Source organism: Streptomyces rhizosphaerihabitans, assembly GCF_025399795.1.
GTDB classification, from domain to species: Bacteria; Actinomycetota; Actinomycetes; order Streptomycetales; family Streptomycetaceae; genus Streptomyces; species Streptomyces rhizosphaerihabitans.
The window spans coordinates 11,368-29,775 of record NZ_JAODTZ010000039.1 but is presented as its reverse complement, the minus strand read 5'-3'; the positions used below and the strand labels follow the sequence as shown (position 1 = coordinate 29,775).

Here is an 18,408-nt window from a genome sequence, read left to right as displayed (position 1 = left end):
CCGCTCACCCGGTCCTCGCGACGGGACTCCGCGTCGGCGTGAGCCCTGCTCCGGCAAGGGCCGGCAGGTGCCGCACGGGGTCTTGGGGGTGCCTCCTCGCCTTGTCGAAAAGAGGCCGTACGCGGCATACGGGCGCAGGCTGGACGAGGGGACGGATTCACGGATTCATCGTCACTCCAGCTTCGTACGGGACGGAGGCAGCCGCCATGGAGCCGGCCATCACCGTGGGCCTCGACGGCTCAGCCGAGAGCCTTGCCGCCGCCCACTGGGCCGCCGAAGAAGCCCAGCGGCGGAAACTCACACTGCGCGTGCTGCACGCATGGCCCCTGCTGGTGCCCGAACCGGCCCTTCTTCCGGCGGAAGTGGATCAGAACTACTGGGCCAAGCGGATCGTCGACAACGCGCTGTCGGAACTTCAGGCACGTCACCCGGGGCTCTCCGTCGTCGGCGAGCTGGTCGCGGACGACGCCCAACAGGCACTGCTGAAAGCTGCCGCGGAGTCCGAGATGGTCGTGCTCGGCTCGCGTGGGCTGGGATCCGTCGAGAGCTACTTCCTCGGCGACATCAGCATGCCCGTCGTGGCACGGGCCGAGCATGCGGTGGTGCTGGTCCGCGCGAAAACGGGCGAAGCGAGCCCGCGGTCCACGCCCCGTACGGCAGACCCCGTGGTCGCGGCCGTGCAACTGCACGGCCCGTGCGAGGACGTGCTCTCCTTCGCGTTCGTCACCGCCGCGGCGTGGAGCGCGCCCCTCCGGGTCGTCCACGGCCGGAGCCTGCCGTTGCACGCACACGTTCCCTGGGGCACTGACCACGGCGTGGCCGAGGAGATCGCCCAGGAGGCGCAGGAGCAGATGAACCAGGTGCTCCGCGGATGGCGCGAGAAGTTCCCCGGAGTAGCGGTGACCGATGTGGTGCGGCTCGAAAGTCCCGCCAAGGCCGTCCTGCGGGAGGCCGAGAGCGCCGGGCTGCTGGCGGTCGGCCGACGCCGTCACCATCCTCACCCGACGGCCCGGCTGGGGCCCGTGGCCCAGGCCGCCGTCCATCACGCCCGCTGCCCCGTCGCCGTCGTCCCCCATGACTGAGCCGGACCGCGGCGGGGAACCGGTGGAGGCAGCACGTCGGACCGACGCGTCCCTGCTCCGTACCGGCACGGGCATCGGCGTTCCGCCGCTCCCCCGCGCGGAGGTGCGCGAGACGCACTCCGCGATCGTGTTCTTCTTCGGCGACCGCGCCTACAAGGTCAAGAAGCCGCTCGATCTGGAGTTCCTCGACTACACGACCGTCACGGCTCGACGGACCGCGTGCGAGCGGGAGATCTCGCTCAACCGTCGCTTCGCTCCCGATGTCTACCTGGGCATGGGGGAAGTCCGCAGCCCGGACTCCGACGTGCCCGAACCCGTCGTCGTGATGCGACGCATGCCGGCGGAGCGCCGCCTCTCCCGCCTCGTACGAGAAGGGGCCGATGTCGATGACGCGCTGCGCGCCGTCGCCAGGCAGCTCGCAACCTGTCACGCCGATGCGCAAGGCGCCCCTGAGGTGGGCCGACAAGGCACGCGCGACGCCCTGTCGGCACGCTGGGAAGCAGGATTTTCCCAAGTCCGCGCGTCGGCCGACGACGCTCCGGTGCCCGACGGAGTGGCGGAGGCCGAGCTGCGGGTACGCCGCTATCTGGCCGGCCGCGAGCAGCTTTTCGAGACGCGCATCGCGCAGGGGCGGATCGTGGACGGTCACGGCGACCTGCTCACCGAGGACATCTTCTGCCTCGACGACGGTCCCCGCCTCCTGGACTGCCTGGAGTTCGACGATCATCTGCGCTACGTCGACGGCCTCGACGACGCCGCGTTCCTGGCCATGGACCTGGAGCAGCTCGGCGCCCCGGACGCCGCGGCGTACTTCCTCGCCCAGTACACCGAGTACTCCGGCGACCCCGCGCCTCCTTCCCTGATGCACCACTACGTCGCCTACCGTGCCTTCGTCCGGGCGAAGGTCTCCCTGATCCAGGCTCGCCAAGGCGCACCGGGCGCGCAGGCGGCCGCGCGCCGGCTGGTGACGACGGCGCTGCGCCACCTGCGCATCTCCGCCGTCGGCCTCACACTCGTCGGCGGGCTGCCCGGCAGCGGCAAGTCCACTGTCTCCGGCGCACTGGCCGACCGCCTGGGCGTCACGCTGCTCAGCAGCGACCGTCTGCGCAAGGAACTGGCCGGCATCCCGGCGGAGAAGTCGGCTGCGGCCGGATACGGCGAAGGGCTCTACACCCCGGAGTGGACCGCCAAGACCTACGCGGCCCTCCTGGACCGCGCGTCCGCCCTGCTGTCCGCGGGCGAGTCCGTCGTCCTGGACGCCAGCTGGTCCGATGCCGGCCTGCGCGAAGCCGCCCGGCACACGGCCGAGCGCACCAGCACCGACCTGATGGCCCTCCACTGCCAGGTGCCGAAGGACGTCACCGCGAGCCGCCTGAACACCCGCGGTCCCGGGGCGTCCGACGCCGACCTCGGAGTCGCCGCAGCGATGGCAGCGACGGAGCCGCCGTGGGACGACGCCGTCGCCATCGACACCGACGGCCCTCTGGAGGCCGCGGTCGCCCAGGCCCTCACAGCCGTACGGCCGTACGGCACCCGGCAGGTACCGGTCTTCCGCCGCCCCTACATGGAGCCGGACTGAGAACCGGTCCGGCCGGCAGGCCGACGGGACCGACGGCAAGGACGCACCACCGGCTCGACGGCCCCGGCCGCCCTCGACTCCCGTAAGCCCGGCCGCGGGGAGCAGGTGGCCGCGGTGACCGCCGACCGGACCACGAGACCGAGGGAACCTCCTTCACGCCGAGCGGCGTCTTCGTGACGAACGTGACCGGTACGCTTCAGTGGTCCGAGCGCCACCACAAGCAGCCGTCCGCACACGGACCGCAGCCACGGCCTGGCGCTCGTGGCATCCGCCCCGCCCTGGAGAGCACATGCCCGTCGGTGAGCACAGGAGGCGCAAGCCTTCACGGACACGGCCAACAGGACCCGACCGCTGTGAACACCCCTCCCGGCATCGAGCGACCGAGAACACGTGCCGACGCGCGCCTCGGGGGTGTTCGTCCGGCGTCACCGGCAGCGCGACGACGGAGAACCACCCCGGCCGTTGTCGATCCCACCGGTCGACGGGCCGTTCGGCAGGCCGTTCGATGGAGCGTCCGTGCTGAGGGACCCCCTGGAGCGGATCGGCCGCTACCGCCTGGAACGGCGCCTGGGCGCCGGTGGTTTCGGCGTGGTCTGGCTCGCCCATGACGACGTCCTCGACGCGACCGTCGCGGTCAAGGTGCTCTCCGAGAACTGGATCGACCGCCTGGACATCCGGGAACGCTTCCTCTCCGAGGCCCGGTTGCTGCGCAAGGCCGACTCGAACCGGGTCGTCCAGGTCTACGACATCGGTGAACTCCCCGACGGCAGGCCCTACTTCGTCATGGAGTACGCCGACGGGGGCACCCTCGCCGACCGGATCGAGGCCGGAGTGCTGCCCGTGGCCGAGGCGCTGCGCCTGACGGCCCTGGCGGCCCGGGGCGCGGCCGCGCTGCACGAGGCCGGGATCGTGCACCGTGACATCAAGCCGTCCAACGTACTGCTGCGCACCACCCCCGGTGGAGCCGACCGGGTCCTGCTGGCCGATCTCGGGCTGGCCAAGAGCCTGGCCCAGGCCTCCGGACTCACCATCGCGGCGGGTTCGGCCGGCTACACCCCGCCCGAGCAGGCCCAGCCCGGCTCCGGGATCGACGCGCGGGCCGACGTGTACAGCCTGGGCGCCCTCGGTCACCACCTCGTCACCGGTTCGGTTCCGGGCCCGCCCGGCAAGGTCGAACGCCCCGACCGGCTCCGTACGGACGTCGGCCCGGACGTCGGGCGGGCGCTGCTGCGCGCCATGGAACCCGACCGGGAGCGGCGCTGGCCGACCGCGGCCGCCTTCGCCACGGAGCTCGACCGACTGGCCGAGGAGGCCTCGGGCGGGCGCGTCCCCGGGCCCCGGCGGCGTCGGCACGTCGCGCTCCTGACACTGACGGGCCTCGTCGTGGCCTGCGCCGTCGCTGCCACCGCCGTCCTGCTGACCCGCGGACCCGCCCCGAGGACCCTCCGGGTCGGGGACGGCACAGGCCGGATCACGGTGGAGGTACCGGCCTCCTGGGGCGGGCAGTTGCGCGACTCGGGGTGGAATCCACGGGCGCTCGGACTCCAGGACGGCAAGGAACCCGGTCTCGTCGTCGCGAACCACCTGGCGCGCTGGCAGAACCTCGGCTCCGGCGTCGACGGAGCCTTCATAGGACTCAGCGAACACGGCGACGTGACCGGCGAGGTCCGCGCCATCACGCACCCCGGATGCCACTACGCCGGCAGTCGCGCCTACTCCGGCGCACGCTGGCACGGGCTGGTACGGACCTGGGACGGCTGCGCGGGCGAGGACGGGCCCCTCATCGAGGCGGCGCTGACCGCGGCGGGCGGCGCCGGGCAGCCCCAGGTGTACGTCCAGATCCGCCAGGAGAGCGGCGACGACGACACGGCCGACGGCGTCATCGGGTCCGTACGCCTCAAGGCCTGACCCTGGGCGGGCGGTCCCGGCCGAATTCGTCGGCGGTCCCGCGAACTTTTCGGCCTCCGGGCGCATCCGAGAGTAGTGACGGGCACAACGCGCCCTGCGCACGGGCGACGAACTCGTGCCGAGATATCCAAGGAGTGGTGACATGTCGACCTTCCCGCGCTGGGTGGCGAACCCGGACCGGCCCGACCCGGTGTCCACACACCACGCTTCACCCGCCGCACGACGGGCCGCGCTGCTCGTGGGTGTCGCACTGCTGAGCCTGCTCACCGCCTGCGGCAACAGCACCCCGCAGAGCACTCCGAAGACCCTTCCCGGCACGGCCGGACCGGCCTCCGGCGACACCGGCACGAAGGCGGGCTCCACCGGAGCGGCCACCCCGGCCGCGAGCGCCTCCTCGAAGAAGACGGGAACCGGGACGGGAACTGGGACGGGATCCGCCCCGGCCTCGGCCTCCGCGGGGAGCGCGGCCGGCGGCGGCCGCTGCCACACCTCGGAGCTGCGCGCCTCCGTCGGCCGCAACGACCCGGGGGCGGGGCAGGAGAACTTCCCCATCGTCCTGACGAACACCTCCGGGCGCACCTGCACGGTGCGCGGGTATCCCGGAGCGGCGTTCGTCGACGCGTCCGGCAAGCAGCTCGGCCCCGACCCGCTGCGGTCCTCGGGCGCGCCGACGACGGTCGCACTCGCACCCGGGCACAGCGCGTGGTCGGGTCTGACCTTCTCCAACCCGGAGATCAGCGGGGCCCATACGGCGACGCCCGCCTCGCTGATCGTCACACCGCCCGACGAGAGGGACTCCCTCACGGTGACGTGGACGGGGGGCAAGGTGCCCGTGTCCGGCAACGCCTCGTCGGTCTCCCTGACGGTCGTCCGCCCCGGGAGCGGCGCCTGACCGCACGCCCACGACGGCCGTCCCGCTCCCCCGGCCCCGCCACCCGTCCCCCAGGTGGCGGGGTTTGTCACGGAATGGCTACACGTCCAGGTTCGCGCGACCTTCTCCGGAATTTCGCGCATCCCACCGTTTGACGCACCCGGTGAACGGCGCGTCGTACGGATGAGGGCGCCGGCCGCACGACCCGGGCCGGTACCAAGAACGACGGGGGAAGAATCATGAGCGGTGTCTCACGCAGGCGGCTGCTGGCCGCGACGGCTTCGGCGGGCGCGCTGGGAGCCCTGTCGGCCTGCTCGGCCAACGACTGGTCCGTCGGAGGCAGCGGCAACAGCCAGGCGCGGCTCCGGCCGGTCAAACCGATCGGCGACGGCTCCACAGCGGACACCGGAGCCCAGCCCAAGCAGCCGAAGGCGGAGCGCCTCAAGCCCGGCGAACGCCCCCCGCAGTTCGTCGTCTTCTCCTGGGACGGCGCGGGCGAGCTCAGCAACAAGCTGTTCTCCCGCTTCCGCAAGGTCGCCGCCGACCACGGGGCGTCGATGACGTTCTTCCTCAGCGGCATCTACACCCTGCCCGAGTCGAAGAAGCACCTGTACCAGCCGCCGCAGCACCCTGTCGGCGCCTCCGCTATCGGCTATCTCTCCGACCGGCACATACACGCGACGCTCCAGCAGATACGCGCGGCCTGGCTGGAGGGCCACGAGATCGGCACCCACTTCAACGGTCACTTCTGCGGTCCGGACGGGGTCCGCCGCTGGTCGCCCGCCGAGTGGCGCAGCGAGATCGAGCAGGCGAAGAAGTTCGTCACCGAGTGGCGGACCAACACCGGCTTCACCGACCTGGAACCGCTGCCTTTCGACTACGAGAAGGAGCTGACCGGCGGCCGCACCCCATGCCTGGAGGGCCAGTCGAACCTGCTGCCGACCGCCGCCGCTCTCGGCTGGAAGTACGACGCCAGCTCGTCCGGCGGACTCCAGATGTGGCCCGGGAAGGTACAGGGCGGCAAGATCTGGGACTTCCCGCTCCAGTCCGTTCCCTTCCCCGGCCATTCCTTCCAGGTCCTGTCGATGGACTACAACCTGATGGCCAACCAGTCGAACGCCAACCCTCTCGGCGACCGCACCCGGTACGACGCCTGGCGCACCCAGGCCCGCGACAGCTACCTCGCCGGCTTCCGGCGTGCCTACGAGGGCAACCGGGCCCCGTTCTTCATCGGCAACCACTTCGAGCGCTGGAACGGCGGCATCTACATGGACGCCGTCGAGGAGGCCGTCTCCCGGATGGCCGCCCACGACGACGTCCGCATGGTCTCCTTCCGCCAGCTCGTGCAGTGGCTGGAGGCCCAGGACCCCGCGGTCCTGCGGAAGTTGCGCACGCTCGGCGTCGGGCAGTCGCCGCTCGGCGGCTGGGCCGAGTTCCTGGGCACGGCCGGTTAGGATCACGCCGCGTGCTGGGCGGCAAACGCATGGGGGCGTTCTGGGCGCCGCAGCCCTGGTGTCCCGGGTCCCGCTGGACCAGTTCGAAGAAGACGGCCGAGTACGGGACGGTGGAAGCCATGCCGGCCTGCGACGGCACCCCCAGCCGCCGCAGGCCGGCACCCGACTCGAGTCGGCCCGCGGTCTAGCAGGTCTTGCGCACGTAGCCGCTGCTGCCCGCCGGTTTGACGTCCAGGTCGCGCTGGACGATGCTCAGCGTGCCGCCCCACCCGTTGCAGGCCTTCGACCTGCCGGAGTTGGTGTACTCGATCACCATCACGTTGTTTCCGAAGGCGCTGGTGTAGTCGCCGCACTCGTCGTACTGGCCGCACTCCTCGGCCACGGCGAAGTCCAGACCGTTGGCGGTGTGGTTGCCTGCCAGCTCGGGAGTGTTCTTCTGGCCGATGGCCAGGCCGTCCGCGTGGGCGCGGGCGGAGAGCAGCTTGATGAACGCCTGCGCGTTGCCGGCCGTCAGGCGATTCCCGGAGCGGGTGTAGCTGTCGTAGTTGTCGGGCTCGATCGCCTGGAAGCCCTTGGCCCTGCAGTTGTCGATGAGGCTTCCTATCTTGCCGGCGATCCGCTGCCGCTTGCCGTCGGTGCTGATGTCGAGGAAGGCCTCGCCCCAGTCCTCGTCGTAAACGACCTTGCCGGACGAGTCGCGCAGGAGCAGGTCGGAGTCCCACTCGCTCTCGGCACCCGGCTGCGCCTGGAAGGCGTTGACGTAGCAGATGTTGTACAGGCCTGCCGCCGGGGAGGCGGCGTTGTCCCGGGTGACGACCTTCACCCCGGCCGGCGGGGTGTAGGCACCGCCGATCTGATAGTCGAAGCCGACGTGGGTGGGCGGCAGGGGCACGGCTGCGGCCTGCGCGGAGGCCGTCGGGGCGACCAGAGCACCGACCAGCGCTGCCGCGCCGATGACGGTGCCCATGAGCTTGCGGGAAGGGGGGCTGAAACGGCTCATGTGGATGAGCTCCCAGGGGGGAGAGGGCACGTCCCCGCCTCGGACGCGTAAGGCCGTCCTGGCGACTCGGGCCGGGCTCGCGGCGCGGGGCCTGCATACCGGCTGGGCGTGTCTCTGAACACGGAGCACGGCTCCGGTGCTGTCCCGGAGTAAAGCGACTGCCCGTAAAGATGTCAACGCTGGAACTTCTCGCCGGCGAATTCCCGCGTTTCGTCGCTCGCGGCAGCAGGTCGGCCCACGAGTCGACGGACTCGCGACAGCCGTCGTTGATGGCGATCGGTTCGGTTTCGGTGCACGGGCCGGGCAGGGCAAGCCGGCGTGGGGGTTTCGCGGCCCGGACTCGGTCCGGGGCGAGCCTCATTGCTGCGCTTGCCCGGTCGCCGGGCGGTCCGGTTCGTTTATCTTCCCAAAGGGGATGTGCACGCTGGGCGTGCTGCGGGCGGTGCCGGTCAGGTGTCCGACCTGGTCGTCGAAGAAGATGTGGGGCTTGAGGACCTCCATGATCGTGCTCTTGTCTATGCCGCCGAGGAAGAAGGCGTCGTTGACGGCCACACCCCAGTTCTTCAGGCTGCGCACCGGGCGTTCGTGAGCGGGTGCGTTGCGAGCGGTGACGAGGGAGACGTGGACGCGGATCTTGTAGTTGGCGTCTTCTGCCCGTTGTTCTTCTTCGCGCCGCTGGAGCCGATTGACGCCTGCGAGGAAGTCGCGTAGCGGACCCGGGTCGTGCGGGGTGGCGGCGTTCGCCGCTTCGTGGAAGCGGAAGTCCTCGATGCCGCCGGCCTGGTAGACCCGTTCCGCGGCGTCGTCGGCGAGGACTCCATCGAAGTCGAAGGCGATCCGCAGGTCCTGGTCATCGCTCTCGTCGGCCATCGCTGGGCCGAGCACGCGGCCGGCGGGCAGCCCGAGCGCGACGGCCTCGCGAACGTCGTCCTCGTTCGCGGAGAGGAACAGGGACATGTTCAGGGCGGGCATGAAGTGGTAGGGCGAGCGGCCCTGCATGAAGATGGCCCGACTGATCTGCAGGCCATAGGACTTGATGGACCGCATGACCCGCAACCCGGTGTCGGGATCATTGCGGGACAGGATGATGACCTCGACCAGAGGGTCATCGGGTGAGAGGTCGTTCAGGGACAGCAGCCTGCGGATGAAGGGGAAGGCCACCCCTTTGTCCAGCGTGTCGTCAAGGTGCTCCTCCTGGTAGGCGCGATAGGCCTCCTCTCCCTGATCGCGGAAGACGGCATCCGCCTCCGCCAGGTTGAACAGTGCGCTGGAGGCGATACCGACGACCAGACGGTTCTTTAGTTCGTAGACGGCCACGGCGTACCCCCGGCATTAATTCGCACACATATCCCAATCAGGTTAAATCACCGCGCGCCACGAGGGCGACTAACGCCGGGGCTCCCTCATGCGGGGCAGGGAGTGGAGTCGCTCGCCGCTCAGGTCGATCTGCTCTGTCCGCGACCGTCCGTGCAGGGGCCACGGTCGGCACCCGGCCCGCGTTGAGGTCTGGGCATGTTGCCTTGTTCGGGCTGCTGCTGACCGCCGGCGCACTGTTCGAACGACTTGGCGCTTGGAGGAGCGGCCGCCAGCAGGTGTGCGAACTTCGCGGGCGCGCCAACGGCCACCGGCAAGAAGGGGGTCAGCGGCCCGCACGATCGAACAGCGAGTAGCCCTATCCGGCCACAGCTCCCGCGATCGCGCCGGTCGACGCAAAGAGCAGGGCCGCGATCAGAAAACCCAAAATCGTCATCCAGCCTGCGCGCACGCGTGCGCGGACGGTCAGGACGATACCGATCAGCACCGCGGCGCCACCCAGCGCAGCACCGAGAGAGGTCACGGCGAGCCAGCCGAAGAAGGCCGCGATCCCCGCACTGGCGTAGGTGCCGTCCGGCGCACGCTGGACCGCCAGCGCTGTCCCTGGAGCCAGGGGCTCGGAGATCGCCGCATCCGGATCCACCGTCTTGCCGTCATCCGACCGAAAAGACCCCGAACATCGTTGATGTCGCTCTTTGGGAGACCCCACCTCGCTGCACGAGCGAATCGACATCACCCCCGAGGTCCCGTCCCAATGCGCCGCGAGAGCCAAGTTCGGCACGCTGGTCCAGAGCACTGCACCGGCCGTCGCGAGCAACACGGCCACGAACACCGTCACGGCCGCTATCGCCCCAAGAGGGGACTCCCCGTTCCGCCCCCGCACGACCACCCCTCAGTCGATTGACCAACTCCCCGAGGGGACACGGTATTCCAGCCCGACCGTCCAAAGGGGCCGTCGCACCCGTCGCCTCACCGGCGGCCTCCCTGGCCTCCTCCGTCGAACGATCCGTCGCCGCCGGCACCGGAGCCCGTGCCGTATCCGCCGTCCCGGACCGAGCCGTTGTGGCCGTCCCCCGGACAGGAGGCGGAGAGGGAGGAGCAGGAGCCGTCGGACGGAACCGCGGTCGACGTGGTCCGGCCCGCGGTCGACGGTGCCGCGGTGGGCGTCGGGGTGGCGGTGGGTGCCGGGGCCGCCGAGGACGTGGACCGCTCCCGGGCGGAGGAGCCCTTCCCGTCGCCGTCGGTGGAGTCCCAGTTGACGACTTCCAGTTGGAGCGACGGCGCCGAGGCGTCGAGCGTCCAGTGCTGGATCGGCTCGTCCGTACGGAGCTTGAGGACGAGCGCCGACTCCCCCTCGGCCGACGCGGGGGCGAGGGCCAGATCCTGGTTCCAGCGCGGCACCAGCATGCCCTGGAGGGTGAAGTCGTAGCGGACGTTCTTGGTGCCGGGCTGCGATGCGCCCGTACAGGTGGCCAGCTGGACGGAGTAGCCGAGGTGGGAGTCGAGACACAGGTCGGGGTGGGCCGCGTCGCGCAACAGCCCGTCCGCCGCATACGACCATTCCGTGGCCGCCTCCGACGAACACGGGATGAGCCGGGTCTCCACACCGCTCGCGGCCGTGGTTCCGGCGATACCGACACACAGCCCGGTCGCGGCGTTGCGCAGCCGGCCGTGCACGGTGCCGTCCTTCTGCTCGCCGGTCCCGACCCAGGACGGGTTGTCACGCCGACTCGGTACCGCCGAGGAGCGGCTGCCGTCGGCCGTACCGCTCTGACCGCCGATGCCCGAGTCGGATGCCCACAGAACCAGCGGGATCAGGACCAGCGCGCTGACGGTCAGCACGGCGAGGGCGACGTTGCGGCGCCCCGGAGCACGCCGTGGGGCCTTGTGCCCTGTGGCCCTGCGGGAGGAACGCGGGCCGAGGCCGGAGAGGGGCGTACCTCGGCGGCGGGAGCCGCGGGTGCCTCCACCGGATGCGGGCGCGCCGCGTCGGGAGGGGGCGGCCGGTTGCGCGGCGGCCTCCTCGTGGGCCGTGGGCGGGGCGTCGGCGTGCGGCGGAGCGTTCGGGGGGGTGCGCGGGGGGAGGCCCGGTGGGCGTACGGCGTCGGCCTCGGGCTGGAACTCGACGATGCGGGCGGTCTCGATGCGGGCGGTCTCGGGGGCCGGCCCGCTCCCGGCAGCCGTCGGCCCGTCGGCGAGAGGCATCCCCTGGTCCGCGCGGCCGGTCCCCGGCTCTCGGGACGCCTGCGCGCCGGCGGCGGACCGCGCCTGCCGGGAAGCCACGTAGGCGCGGGCACCCCAGCCGAGCACCGCCTCGGCGAGCGGGACGGCGAGATCACCGTTGAACTGGCTCAACTGGTCTGCTGCGTAACGGCAGTGGCCGCATTCGTCCATGTGGCGCCGCAGGTCGGGGTCGAGGTCGGTGCCGCCGCGCCGGAAGGAGACGTCGAGCATGCGGTGATAGCGGCGGCACTCGTCCCCCGGGGCGAGTTCGTGGTGGATCTCCAGGCATTCCTGGCGCAGGCGTTCCCTGGCTCGTTCCAGTTCGACGACCGCGTCTTCCGGAAAAATTCCCAACAGGGCGGCGGGCACGTCCGGTTGTTCGGCCTCCACCTCCCCGTGCCACAGCAGGCAGCGGGCCGGTTCGGGCAGCCGCTGGAACGCCCGGGAGATCAGGCGCCTGCCTTCCGGCGGAAGCAGTCGTGCCGCCGCCCGGTCCTCACGGCCCTCCCGCTCCGCTTCGGCGAGGAGTTCGGGATCGAGCAGTTCACGCCGCGGGTCCGCGAGCCACTCGGCCGCTATGCGGCGGACGGCGACGAGCAGTTGGGGCCGCCACGCGGCGCTGGGCCCGCTCTGGTGCAGCGAATCCCCGAACAGGCGCGTGAATGAGGCTGTGGTGAGCATTCCGGCGGGACGTACGCCATCGGTGCACAGCCTCGCGTAAGAGAACACCGCCTCCCAGTGGCGGTCCAGAAGCTCTCCGACGGGATAGTTCGCGGGCGTGCCTCCCTGGCTCTTCAACTCGGCCGCGAGCCGCTCATCCGACACCTCGAACAAGCGGTCGGGGTCAGAAGAATGAGACAGCGTTCCGTCATTCACGTCCGCTTTCCTCCCAAAGGTAGCGTGGTAAATAGTCCATACCAATGGGTATGTAGACCGCCCGACGGAGCCGGAGAGTCTGCCCATGGGGGGTAGCGCGGCGAACCACCACCTCTGACAGCCCTTTCGGGCGAGGGGGAGTGGGCGCGCCGCACGCGCGCAGAACGAAGCCAATATTGTCTGCACGCCGACAACGCACACCTTTGCACAGGGCGGCGAGCGGGAACAAGCGATCCCTGATTTTCCCTTAATGCGGCGCCGCCCGGGATATTGACCAAATGTCAGTCGAGCCCACGCTAAAAGGAATTCGGAAACCCGAAGGATCCACCATCCGTCCGAAGTCTCCACAATGGGAGCGCTCTCATGCGCTCATCCGAGCGTCATTCCGCACGGAATTCCTGTCGCTCGGCGCCGATCTCCGAGGTTCCGACGGGGCGCGCGGAGCCTTCGCGGCAGGACGGCCACCGTGACGTGCCACCCGTCCCGGAGACGTCGGCCGTCGTGGGCCCGATGGGGTGACGGGCGCCATGACGGCGGGCGCGGTGACGGCGGGCGCGGTCGTGGCCGGCGCCGGGTGCGCGGGCGCCGCGACAACCGGGTCGGTGACGGCCGACCCGGTCGTGGCCAGGCTCGGTCTCAGTCGGTGCCGTGGCCGCTCCGGCCCGTCAGTGACCGCTGATCGCCCGGGGCGTGTACGGCTGTTCCAGCTCCTCGGTCTCCTTGTCCGAGAGTTCCACGTCGAGGGAGGCGACCGCGTCCTCGATGTGCGGCGGTTTGGTGGCGCCGACGATGGGCGCGGTCACCGTGCTCCGCCGCAGCAGCCAGGCGAGCGCGATCCTGGCACGCGGCACCCCGCGCTCGGCGGCGATGCGCGCGACCGCGTCGACGATCTCGCGGTCGCCGTCCTGGTACAGGTTCCGGCCGAACTCATCGTTGCGGCTGCGTTCGGTGGCCGTGTCCCAGTCGCGGGTGAGCCGGCCGCGGGCGAGCGGACTCCACGGCAGGACGCCGACACCCTGGTCGGCGCAGAGCGGCAGCATCTCGCGCTCCTCCTCGCGGTAGAGGAGGTTGTAGTGGTTCTGCATGGCGACGAATTTCGTCCAGCCGTGCAGCTCGGCCGTGTACTGGGCCTTGGAGAACTCCCACGCGTACATCGAACTCGCCCCGATGTAACGGGCCTTGCCCGCCTTGACCACGTCGTGCAGGGCCTCCATCGTCTCCTCGACGGGGGTGGCCCGGTCGAAGCGGTGGATCTGGTAGAGGTCGACGTAGTCGGTGCCGAGGCGGCGCAGACTGTTGTCGATCTCCGTCATGATCGCCTTGCGGGACAGACCGCGGCCGTTGGGGCCCTCGTGCATCGCGCCGTTGACCTTGCTGGCGATGACGATCTCGTCGCGGCGCGCGAACTCGGCGAGCGCGCGTCCGACGATCTCCTCACTGGTGCCGTCCGAGTACACGTTCGCCGTGTCGAAGAAGGTGATCCCGGCCTCCAGTGCCTGGCGGATCAACGGGCGAGAGGCCTCCTCGTCGAGGGTCCATTCGTGGACACCTCGGTCGGGCAGGCCGAAACTCATGCAGCCCAGGCAGATCCGGGAGACGTCCAGACCCGTCGAACCGAGCTTCACGTACTGCATGCTCACTCCTGCTCTCGCTGCTGGTGGGGGTAGGGGAGATCCGAGGACAGATCCCTGCCCGCCCCGGGCGCCCGACAGCCCTACTCCACGGGGGCTTCCACGTCGTCGTACACCCGCGCCGACGCGATCAGGCCATCGCCGCCCCGGGCGCAGACCGCGAGGCCCGGCTGCGGCGGCAGATCGGCGTCGCCCCAGCGGTCGCAGATGTACTCGAACGCGCTGCGGGTGCCGTCCTCGGTCACGGTGCACAGCTTGAGCGGGATGCCGCCGCCCGCGGAGAAGAAGGCGTCGTAGAGCTCGGTCAGCTCCTTGGTCCCGGTGTGCCGGTGCGCATCACCGGTGGGCCCGCGGAACGAGCCGTCCGGCGCGAACGCGGCGACGACGGCCGCCGTGTCCCCCGCGTCGAGCGCGGCCTTGTAGGCGCCGACCACGCCGGAGGCGTGGGCCTGCGGGTCCGGCAGCACCATCGGGCGGCGCACGACATGCCGGCCGAGCAGCGGCAGGCGGGAGTGGTGGATCCGCACCGGCAGCGTGGAGGCGGGGTCCACGGCGGCGGCCACGGGCAGCCCGACGCGGTCGCCCTCCGGGCCCTCCAGGTGCACGACCCATTCACCCACGGCCCGCCCCTCACCGAGCGTGGTGGCGACCTCCTCGATGTCCACCTTCCGTTCCGCCCGCCAGGTGTCCTGCACGGTCAGCCAGGCGGCCAGGACACCGACACCGCTGATCCGGCCCGCCTCCGGGTCGTCCAGGGCGACGGGCACGGTGGCCGACGCCGGGTCGCGCAGCGCGTCGGCGAGCTCGGCGGCGCCGAGCCGGTCGACGAGGTCGGAGATCTGCGGGATCCAGACCATGTGGACTCCTGGGCCGTGCGGAGTGGTCGACTTCGATCGTGTGCCCGTACCGTCCCCGGCGCGACCCCAACAGGTGGGGACGGTCTCCCGTACGACGTTCCCGGACCGCCCGCTCAGCGCTCTGTCCGAATCCCGCCGGACGGAATGCCGCGCGGGGCGCACTGTTGAGGGTGAACACGCTGTGAGACCTCGGAAAGGACCCGACCGATGACGGTCTACACGACCATGGACAGCCCGCTCGGCCGACTGCTGCTGGTGGGTGAGGAATCGGCCACCGCGAAGGGCGGCACCGCGCTCGCCGCGCTGTCCGTGCCGGACCAGAAGTACGGCGCGGTCGTCCAGGACGGCTGGCGCGAGGACGCGGACGCCTTCCGGGAGATCGTCTCCCAGCTGCGCTCGTACTTCGACGCCCGTCTGACCGCCTTCGACATCGAGTACGTGACGAGCGGCAGCGACTTCCAGCAGCGCGTCTGGAAGGCCCTGGAGACCATCCCGTACGGCACCACGCTCAGCTACGGAGAGATCGCCGCGCTGATCGGCGCGTCCAGGGCCGCGGTCCGTGCCGTCGGTACGGCGATCGGGGCGAACCCGCTGCTGATCGTCCGCCCCTGCCACCGCGTGATCGGCGCGAGCGGGGCGCTCACCGGCTACGCGGGGGGCCTGGAACGCAAGCGACAGCTCCTGGACCTGGAGAACGTGCCGTCCTGACCGGCGCGGGCAGGTCCGTGCCGCCCGTCGTCATGACCGGCCCGAGCATGCCCCTGCCCACTGTCATGACCGGCCCGGGCGCGTCCGTGCCGGTCGTCCGGGCTTCTGGGGCCCGCCCGTCGCGCCCGGGTAGCGGAACCGGGCGCGGCCTAGAATCGTGGGGTTTGCCCCCTGCCCCCGACGGCCGGGCCCCGGACCCCGGTACCGGGCCGTCCACAGGAGTCCCGCCGATGCACAGCCCCGACAGCCGCCCCCACGACTCCCGCGTCCGCGTCCGCGGTGCCCGGGAGCACAATCTGCGGGGTGTGGACGTCGACATCCCCCGGGACGTCCTCGTGGTGTTCACCGGCGTGTCGGGGTCCGGGAAGTCGTCGCTGGCCTTCGGGACGATCTACGCGGAGGCGCAGCGGCGGTACTTCGAGTCGGTCGCCCCCTACGCGCGGCGGCTGATTCACCAGGTGGGCGCGCCGAAGGTCGGGGAGATCACCGGACTGCCGCCCGCGGTCTCCCTCCAGCAGCGCAGGTCGGCGCCGACCTCCCGCTCGTCCGTGGGTACGGTCACCAACCTGTCCAACTCGCTGCGGATGCTCTTCTCGCGCGCGGGCGAGTATCCGGCGGGGGCCGAGCGGCTCGACTCGGACGCGTTCTCGCCGAACACGGCGGCCGGGGCGTGCCCCGAATGCCATGGTCTCGGCCAAGTGCACCGTACGGCGGAGGAGTTGCTCGTCCCCGACCCGTCGCTGTCGATCCGTGAGGGCGCGATCGCCGCCTGGCCGGGTGCCTGGCAGGGCAAGAACCTGCGGGACATCCTCGCCACGCTCGGCCACGACGTGGACCGGCCCTGGCGCGAACTGCCCGCCGAGGAGCGGGAGTGGATCCTGTTCACGGACGAGCAGCCGGTCGTCACCGTGCACCCGGTGCGCGAGGCCGAACGCATCCAACGCCCCTACCAGGGCACGTACATGAGCGCCCGACGCTATGTCCTGAAGACCTTCTCCGATACGAAGAGCGCCACCCTGCGGGCCAAGGCGGAGCGGTTCCTCGCCGCCGCTCCCTGTCCGGTGTGCGGCGGCAGCAGGCTGCGGCCCGAGGCTCTGGCGGTGACGTTCGCGGGGCGGAACATCGCCGAACTGGCCGCGCTGCCCCTGGTCGAACTCGCGAAGTCCCTCTCGGGCGACTCCGAGACCGCCCGTGTCCTGACAGAGGACCTCACCTCCCGTATCGCGCCCGTCGTCGAGCTCGGACTCGGCTACCTCAGCCTCGACCGGGCCACCCCCACCCTCTCGGCCGGCGAACTCCAACGGCTGCGCCTGGCCACCCAGTTGCGTTCCGGACTCTTCGGAGTGGTGTACGTCCTCGACGAGCCCTCCGCCGGACTGCACCCGGCGGACACGGAGGCTCTGCTCACCGTGCTGGAGCGGCTGAAGGCGGCGGGCAACTCGGTGTTCGTCGTGGAGCACCACTTCGACGTCGTGCGCGGCGCGGACTGGCTGGTCGACGTGGGCCCGCAGGCCGGGGAGCACGGCGGTCGGGTCCTGTACAGCGGCCCGGTCGCCGGCCTGCAGAGTGTGCGGGAGTCCGCGACGGCGCGCTTCCTCTTCGACCGCTCCCCCGCTCCGGCGCGCCCCGTCCGCCCGCCCCGCGGACAGGTGTCGGTCGGCCCGGTGGCCCGGCACAATCTGCGCGGGATCACCGCAGAGTTCCCGCTCGGCGTGTTCACCGCCGTCACCGGGGTCTCCGGCTCGGGGAAGTCCACGCTGATCGGCGAGGTGACCGAGGACCTGGCGGGCGTCGGCCGACTGGTCAGTGTCGACCAGAGGCCGATCGGCCGTACCCCCCGCTCCAATCTGGCCACCTACACGGGGCTGTTCGACGTCGTGCGCAAGGTGTTCGCCGGTACCGAGGAGGCAAGGGCCCGCGGCTACGGCGCGGGGCGGTTCTCCTTCAACGTGGCCGGGGGTGCCCCCTCCGGGGGAGGGCGCTGCGAGACCTGTCAGGGCGAGGGATTCGTCAGTGTGGAGCTGCTGTTCCTGCCCAGTACGTATGCCCCGTGCCCGGACTGCGGCGGCGCGCGCTACAACCCCGAGACCCTCGAAGTGACGTACCGGGGACGGAACATCGCGCAGATCCTGGATATGACGGTCGAGGCGGCTGCCCGGTTCTTCGCCGAGACGGACACCCCGGCCGTGGCGCGGAGCCTCGGCACACTGCTCGACGTGGGCCTCGGCTATCTGCGACTCGGCCAGCCCGCCACGGAGTTGTCGGGCGGTGAGGCCCAACGCATCAAATTGGCGAGCGAGTTGCAGCGGGTTCGCCGGGGCCACACGTTCTATCTGCTCGACGAGCCGACGACGGGACTGCATCCGGCCGATGTCGAGGTGCTGATGGCCCAGTTGCACGGTCTGGTGGACGCCGGTCACACCGTCGTGGTGGTGGAGCACGACATGACGGTCGTGGCGGGTGCCGACTGGGTCATCGATCTGGGCCCCGGCGGGGGTGCCGAGGGCGGCCGGATCGTGGCCGCCGGGCCACCCGAGCGAGTGGCGACGGCCGCCGGCCGAACGGCGCCGTATCTCGCCCGAGCACTCGGGGGGCTCTGCTGACGGGCCCCCGGCGGCCCGGGCGCGCCCGGAGCGTGAATCGGCGAGCACCCCGGATCCCGGGGGTGCGCCGTGGAAGGCGGGCCGGTGGCACCCCTGGATCCGGGCGCGCGCCCGGGGAAGTGGGCCAGGGGCGGCTCCCTGATCTCGGACGCGTCCCGGTAGAACGGGCCGTGGCGTCCCCGGATCTCGGATGTGCACCCCGCAAGGTGGGCCGGCGCCGCACCCGGGGATCCCCGGCACACGCCCGGACGGTGGGCGGGTGCCACCCCCTGACACCTGGCATGCACCCGGCATGCACCCGC

The 18,408-nt window shown here is 71.3% G+C and carries 13 protein-coding genes; 7 read left to right on the top strand and 6 right to left on the bottom strand.

What is annotated here, in order from left to right:
* Positions 1-206 precede the first annotated feature (206 nt).
* From N4G66_RS31055 to N4G66_RS31035, 5 genes are all read left to right on the top strand, one after another.
* Positions 207-1,082 (top strand): universal stress protein, encoded by an 876-nt coding sequence (locus N4G66_RS31055; RefSeq protein ID WP_261707582.1) that lies wholly within the window; start codon positions 207-209, stop codon positions 1,080-1,082.
* Positions 1,083-1,185: 103 nt separating this feature from the next.
* Positions 1,186-2,661 (top strand): bifunctional aminoglycoside phosphotransferase/ATP-binding protein, encoded by a 1,476-nt coding sequence (locus N4G66_RS31050; protein ID WP_261707634.1) that lies wholly within the window; start codon positions 1,186-1,188, stop codon positions 2,659-2,661.
* 516 nt (positions 2,662-3,177) lie between these two features.
* Positions 3,178-4,569, top strand: a complete 1,392-nt coding sequence (locus tag N4G66_RS31045; RefSeq protein ID WP_261707581.1) for a serine/threonine-protein kinase — start codon at positions 3,178-3,180, stop codon at positions 4,567-4,569.
* A 142-nt stretch (positions 4,570-4,711) separates the two neighbouring features.
* The gene (locus N4G66_RS31040) at positions 4,712-5,461 is read left to right on the top strand and encodes a DUF4232 domain-containing protein (RefSeq protein ID WP_261707580.1); all 750 of its coding nucleotides are present in this window, start codon (positions 4,712-4,714) and stop codon (positions 5,459-5,461) included.
* 218 nt (positions 5,462-5,679) lie between these two features.
* Positions 5,680-6,894 (top strand): hypothetical protein, encoded by a 1,215-nt coding sequence (locus N4G66_RS31035; RefSeq protein ID WP_261707579.1) that lies wholly within the window; start codon positions 5,680-5,682, stop codon positions 6,892-6,894.
* A 184-nt stretch (positions 6,895-7,078) separates the two neighbouring features.
* Here N4G66_RS31035 and N4G66_RS31030 read toward each other — a convergent pair whose 3' ends face one another.
* The 6 genes from N4G66_RS31030 to N4G66_RS31005 all read right to left on the bottom strand — a co-directional run bounded on the left by N4G66_RS31030 (position 7,079) and on the right by N4G66_RS31005 (position 14,795).
* Entirely contained in the window at positions 7,079-7,894 is an 816-nt protein-coding gene (locus tag N4G66_RS31030) for an endo alpha-1,4 polygalactosaminidase (RefSeq protein WP_261707578.1), read from the bottom strand.
* A 357-nt stretch (positions 7,895-8,251) separates the two neighbouring features.
* Positions 8,252-9,211, bottom strand: a complete 960-nt coding sequence (locus tag N4G66_RS31025) for a 5'-nucleotidase (RefSeq protein ID WP_261707577.1) — start codon at positions 9,209-9,211, stop codon at positions 8,252-8,254.
* Positions 9,212-9,566: 355 nt separating this feature from the next.
* The gene (locus tag N4G66_RS31020; protein ID WP_261707576.1) at positions 9,567-10,046 is read right to left on the bottom strand and encodes a hypothetical protein; all 480 of its coding nucleotides are present in this window, start codon (positions 10,044-10,046) and stop codon (positions 9,567-9,569) included.
* 131 nt (positions 10,047-10,177) lie between these two features.
* The gene (locus N4G66_RS31015) at positions 10,178-12,256 is read right to left on the bottom strand and encodes a ricin-type beta-trefoil lectin domain protein (RefSeq protein ID WP_391858915.1); all 2,079 of its coding nucleotides are present in this window, start codon (positions 12,254-12,256) and stop codon (positions 10,178-10,180) included.
* Between the two features lie 716 nt (positions 12,257-12,972).
* Positions 12,973-13,941: an aldo/keto reductase gene (locus tag N4G66_RS31010; protein WP_261707575.1), complete on the bottom strand. Its 969-nt coding sequence runs from the start codon at positions 13,939-13,941 to the stop codon at positions 12,973-12,975.
* A gap of 80 nt (positions 13,942-14,021) precedes the next feature.
* Positions 14,022-14,795, bottom strand: a complete 774-nt coding sequence (locus N4G66_RS31005; RefSeq protein WP_261707574.1) for a nuclear transport factor 2 family protein — start codon at positions 14,793-14,795, stop codon at positions 14,022-14,024.
* A 207-nt stretch (positions 14,796-15,002) separates the two neighbouring features.
* Here N4G66_RS31005 and N4G66_RS31000 point away from each other — a divergent pair, with 207 nt between their 5' ends.
* Together N4G66_RS31000 and N4G66_RS30995 are read left to right on the top strand one after the other, a co-directional pair.
* The gene (locus N4G66_RS31000) at positions 15,003-15,503 is read left to right on the top strand and encodes a methylated-DNA--[protein]-cysteine S-methyltransferase (RefSeq protein ID WP_261707573.1); all 501 of its coding nucleotides are present in this window, start codon (positions 15,003-15,005) and stop codon (positions 15,501-15,503) included.
* Between the two features lie 230 nt (positions 15,504-15,733).
* A complete protein-coding gene (locus tag N4G66_RS30995) occupies positions 15,734-18,106 on the top strand; it encodes an excinuclease ABC subunit UvrA (RefSeq protein ID WP_261707572.1) in 2,373 nt (790 codons plus the stop codon).
* The last annotated feature ends 302 nt before the right edge of the window (positions 18,107-18,408 follow it).

Bases quoted from the DNA above. Each gene is read 5' to 3' on its own strand.
- N4G66_RS31055 (WP_261707582.1), top strand. From the start codon at position 207: ATGGAGCCGGCCATCACCGTGGGCCTCGACGGCTCAGCCGAGAGCCTT.
- N4G66_RS31040 (WP_261707580.1), top strand. From the start codon at position 4,712: ATGTCGACCTTCCCGCGCTGGGTGGCGAACCCGGACCGGCCCGACCCG.
- N4G66_RS31035 (WP_261707579.1), top strand. From the start codon at position 5,680: ATGAGCGGTGTCTCACGCAGGCGGCTGCTGGCCGCGACGGCTTCGGCG.
- N4G66_RS31030 (WP_261707578.1), bottom strand. From the start codon at position 7,894: ATGAGCCGTTTCAGCCCCCCTTCCCGCAAGCTCATGGGCACCGTCATC.
- N4G66_RS31010 (WP_261707575.1), bottom strand. From the start codon at position 13,941: ATGCAGTACGTGAAGCTCGGTTCGACGGGTCTGGACGTCTCCCGGATC.
- N4G66_RS31005 (WP_261707574.1), bottom strand. From the start codon at position 14,795: ATGGTCTGGATCCCGCAGATCTCCGACCTCGTCGACCGGCTCGGCGCC.
- N4G66_RS31000 (WP_261707573.1), top strand. From the start codon at position 15,003: ATGACGGTCTACACGACCATGGACAGCCCGCTCGGCCGACTGCTGCTG.
- N4G66_RS30995 (WP_261707572.1), top strand. From the start codon at position 15,734: ATGCACAGCCCCGACAGCCGCCCCCACGACTCCCGCGTCCGCGTCCGC.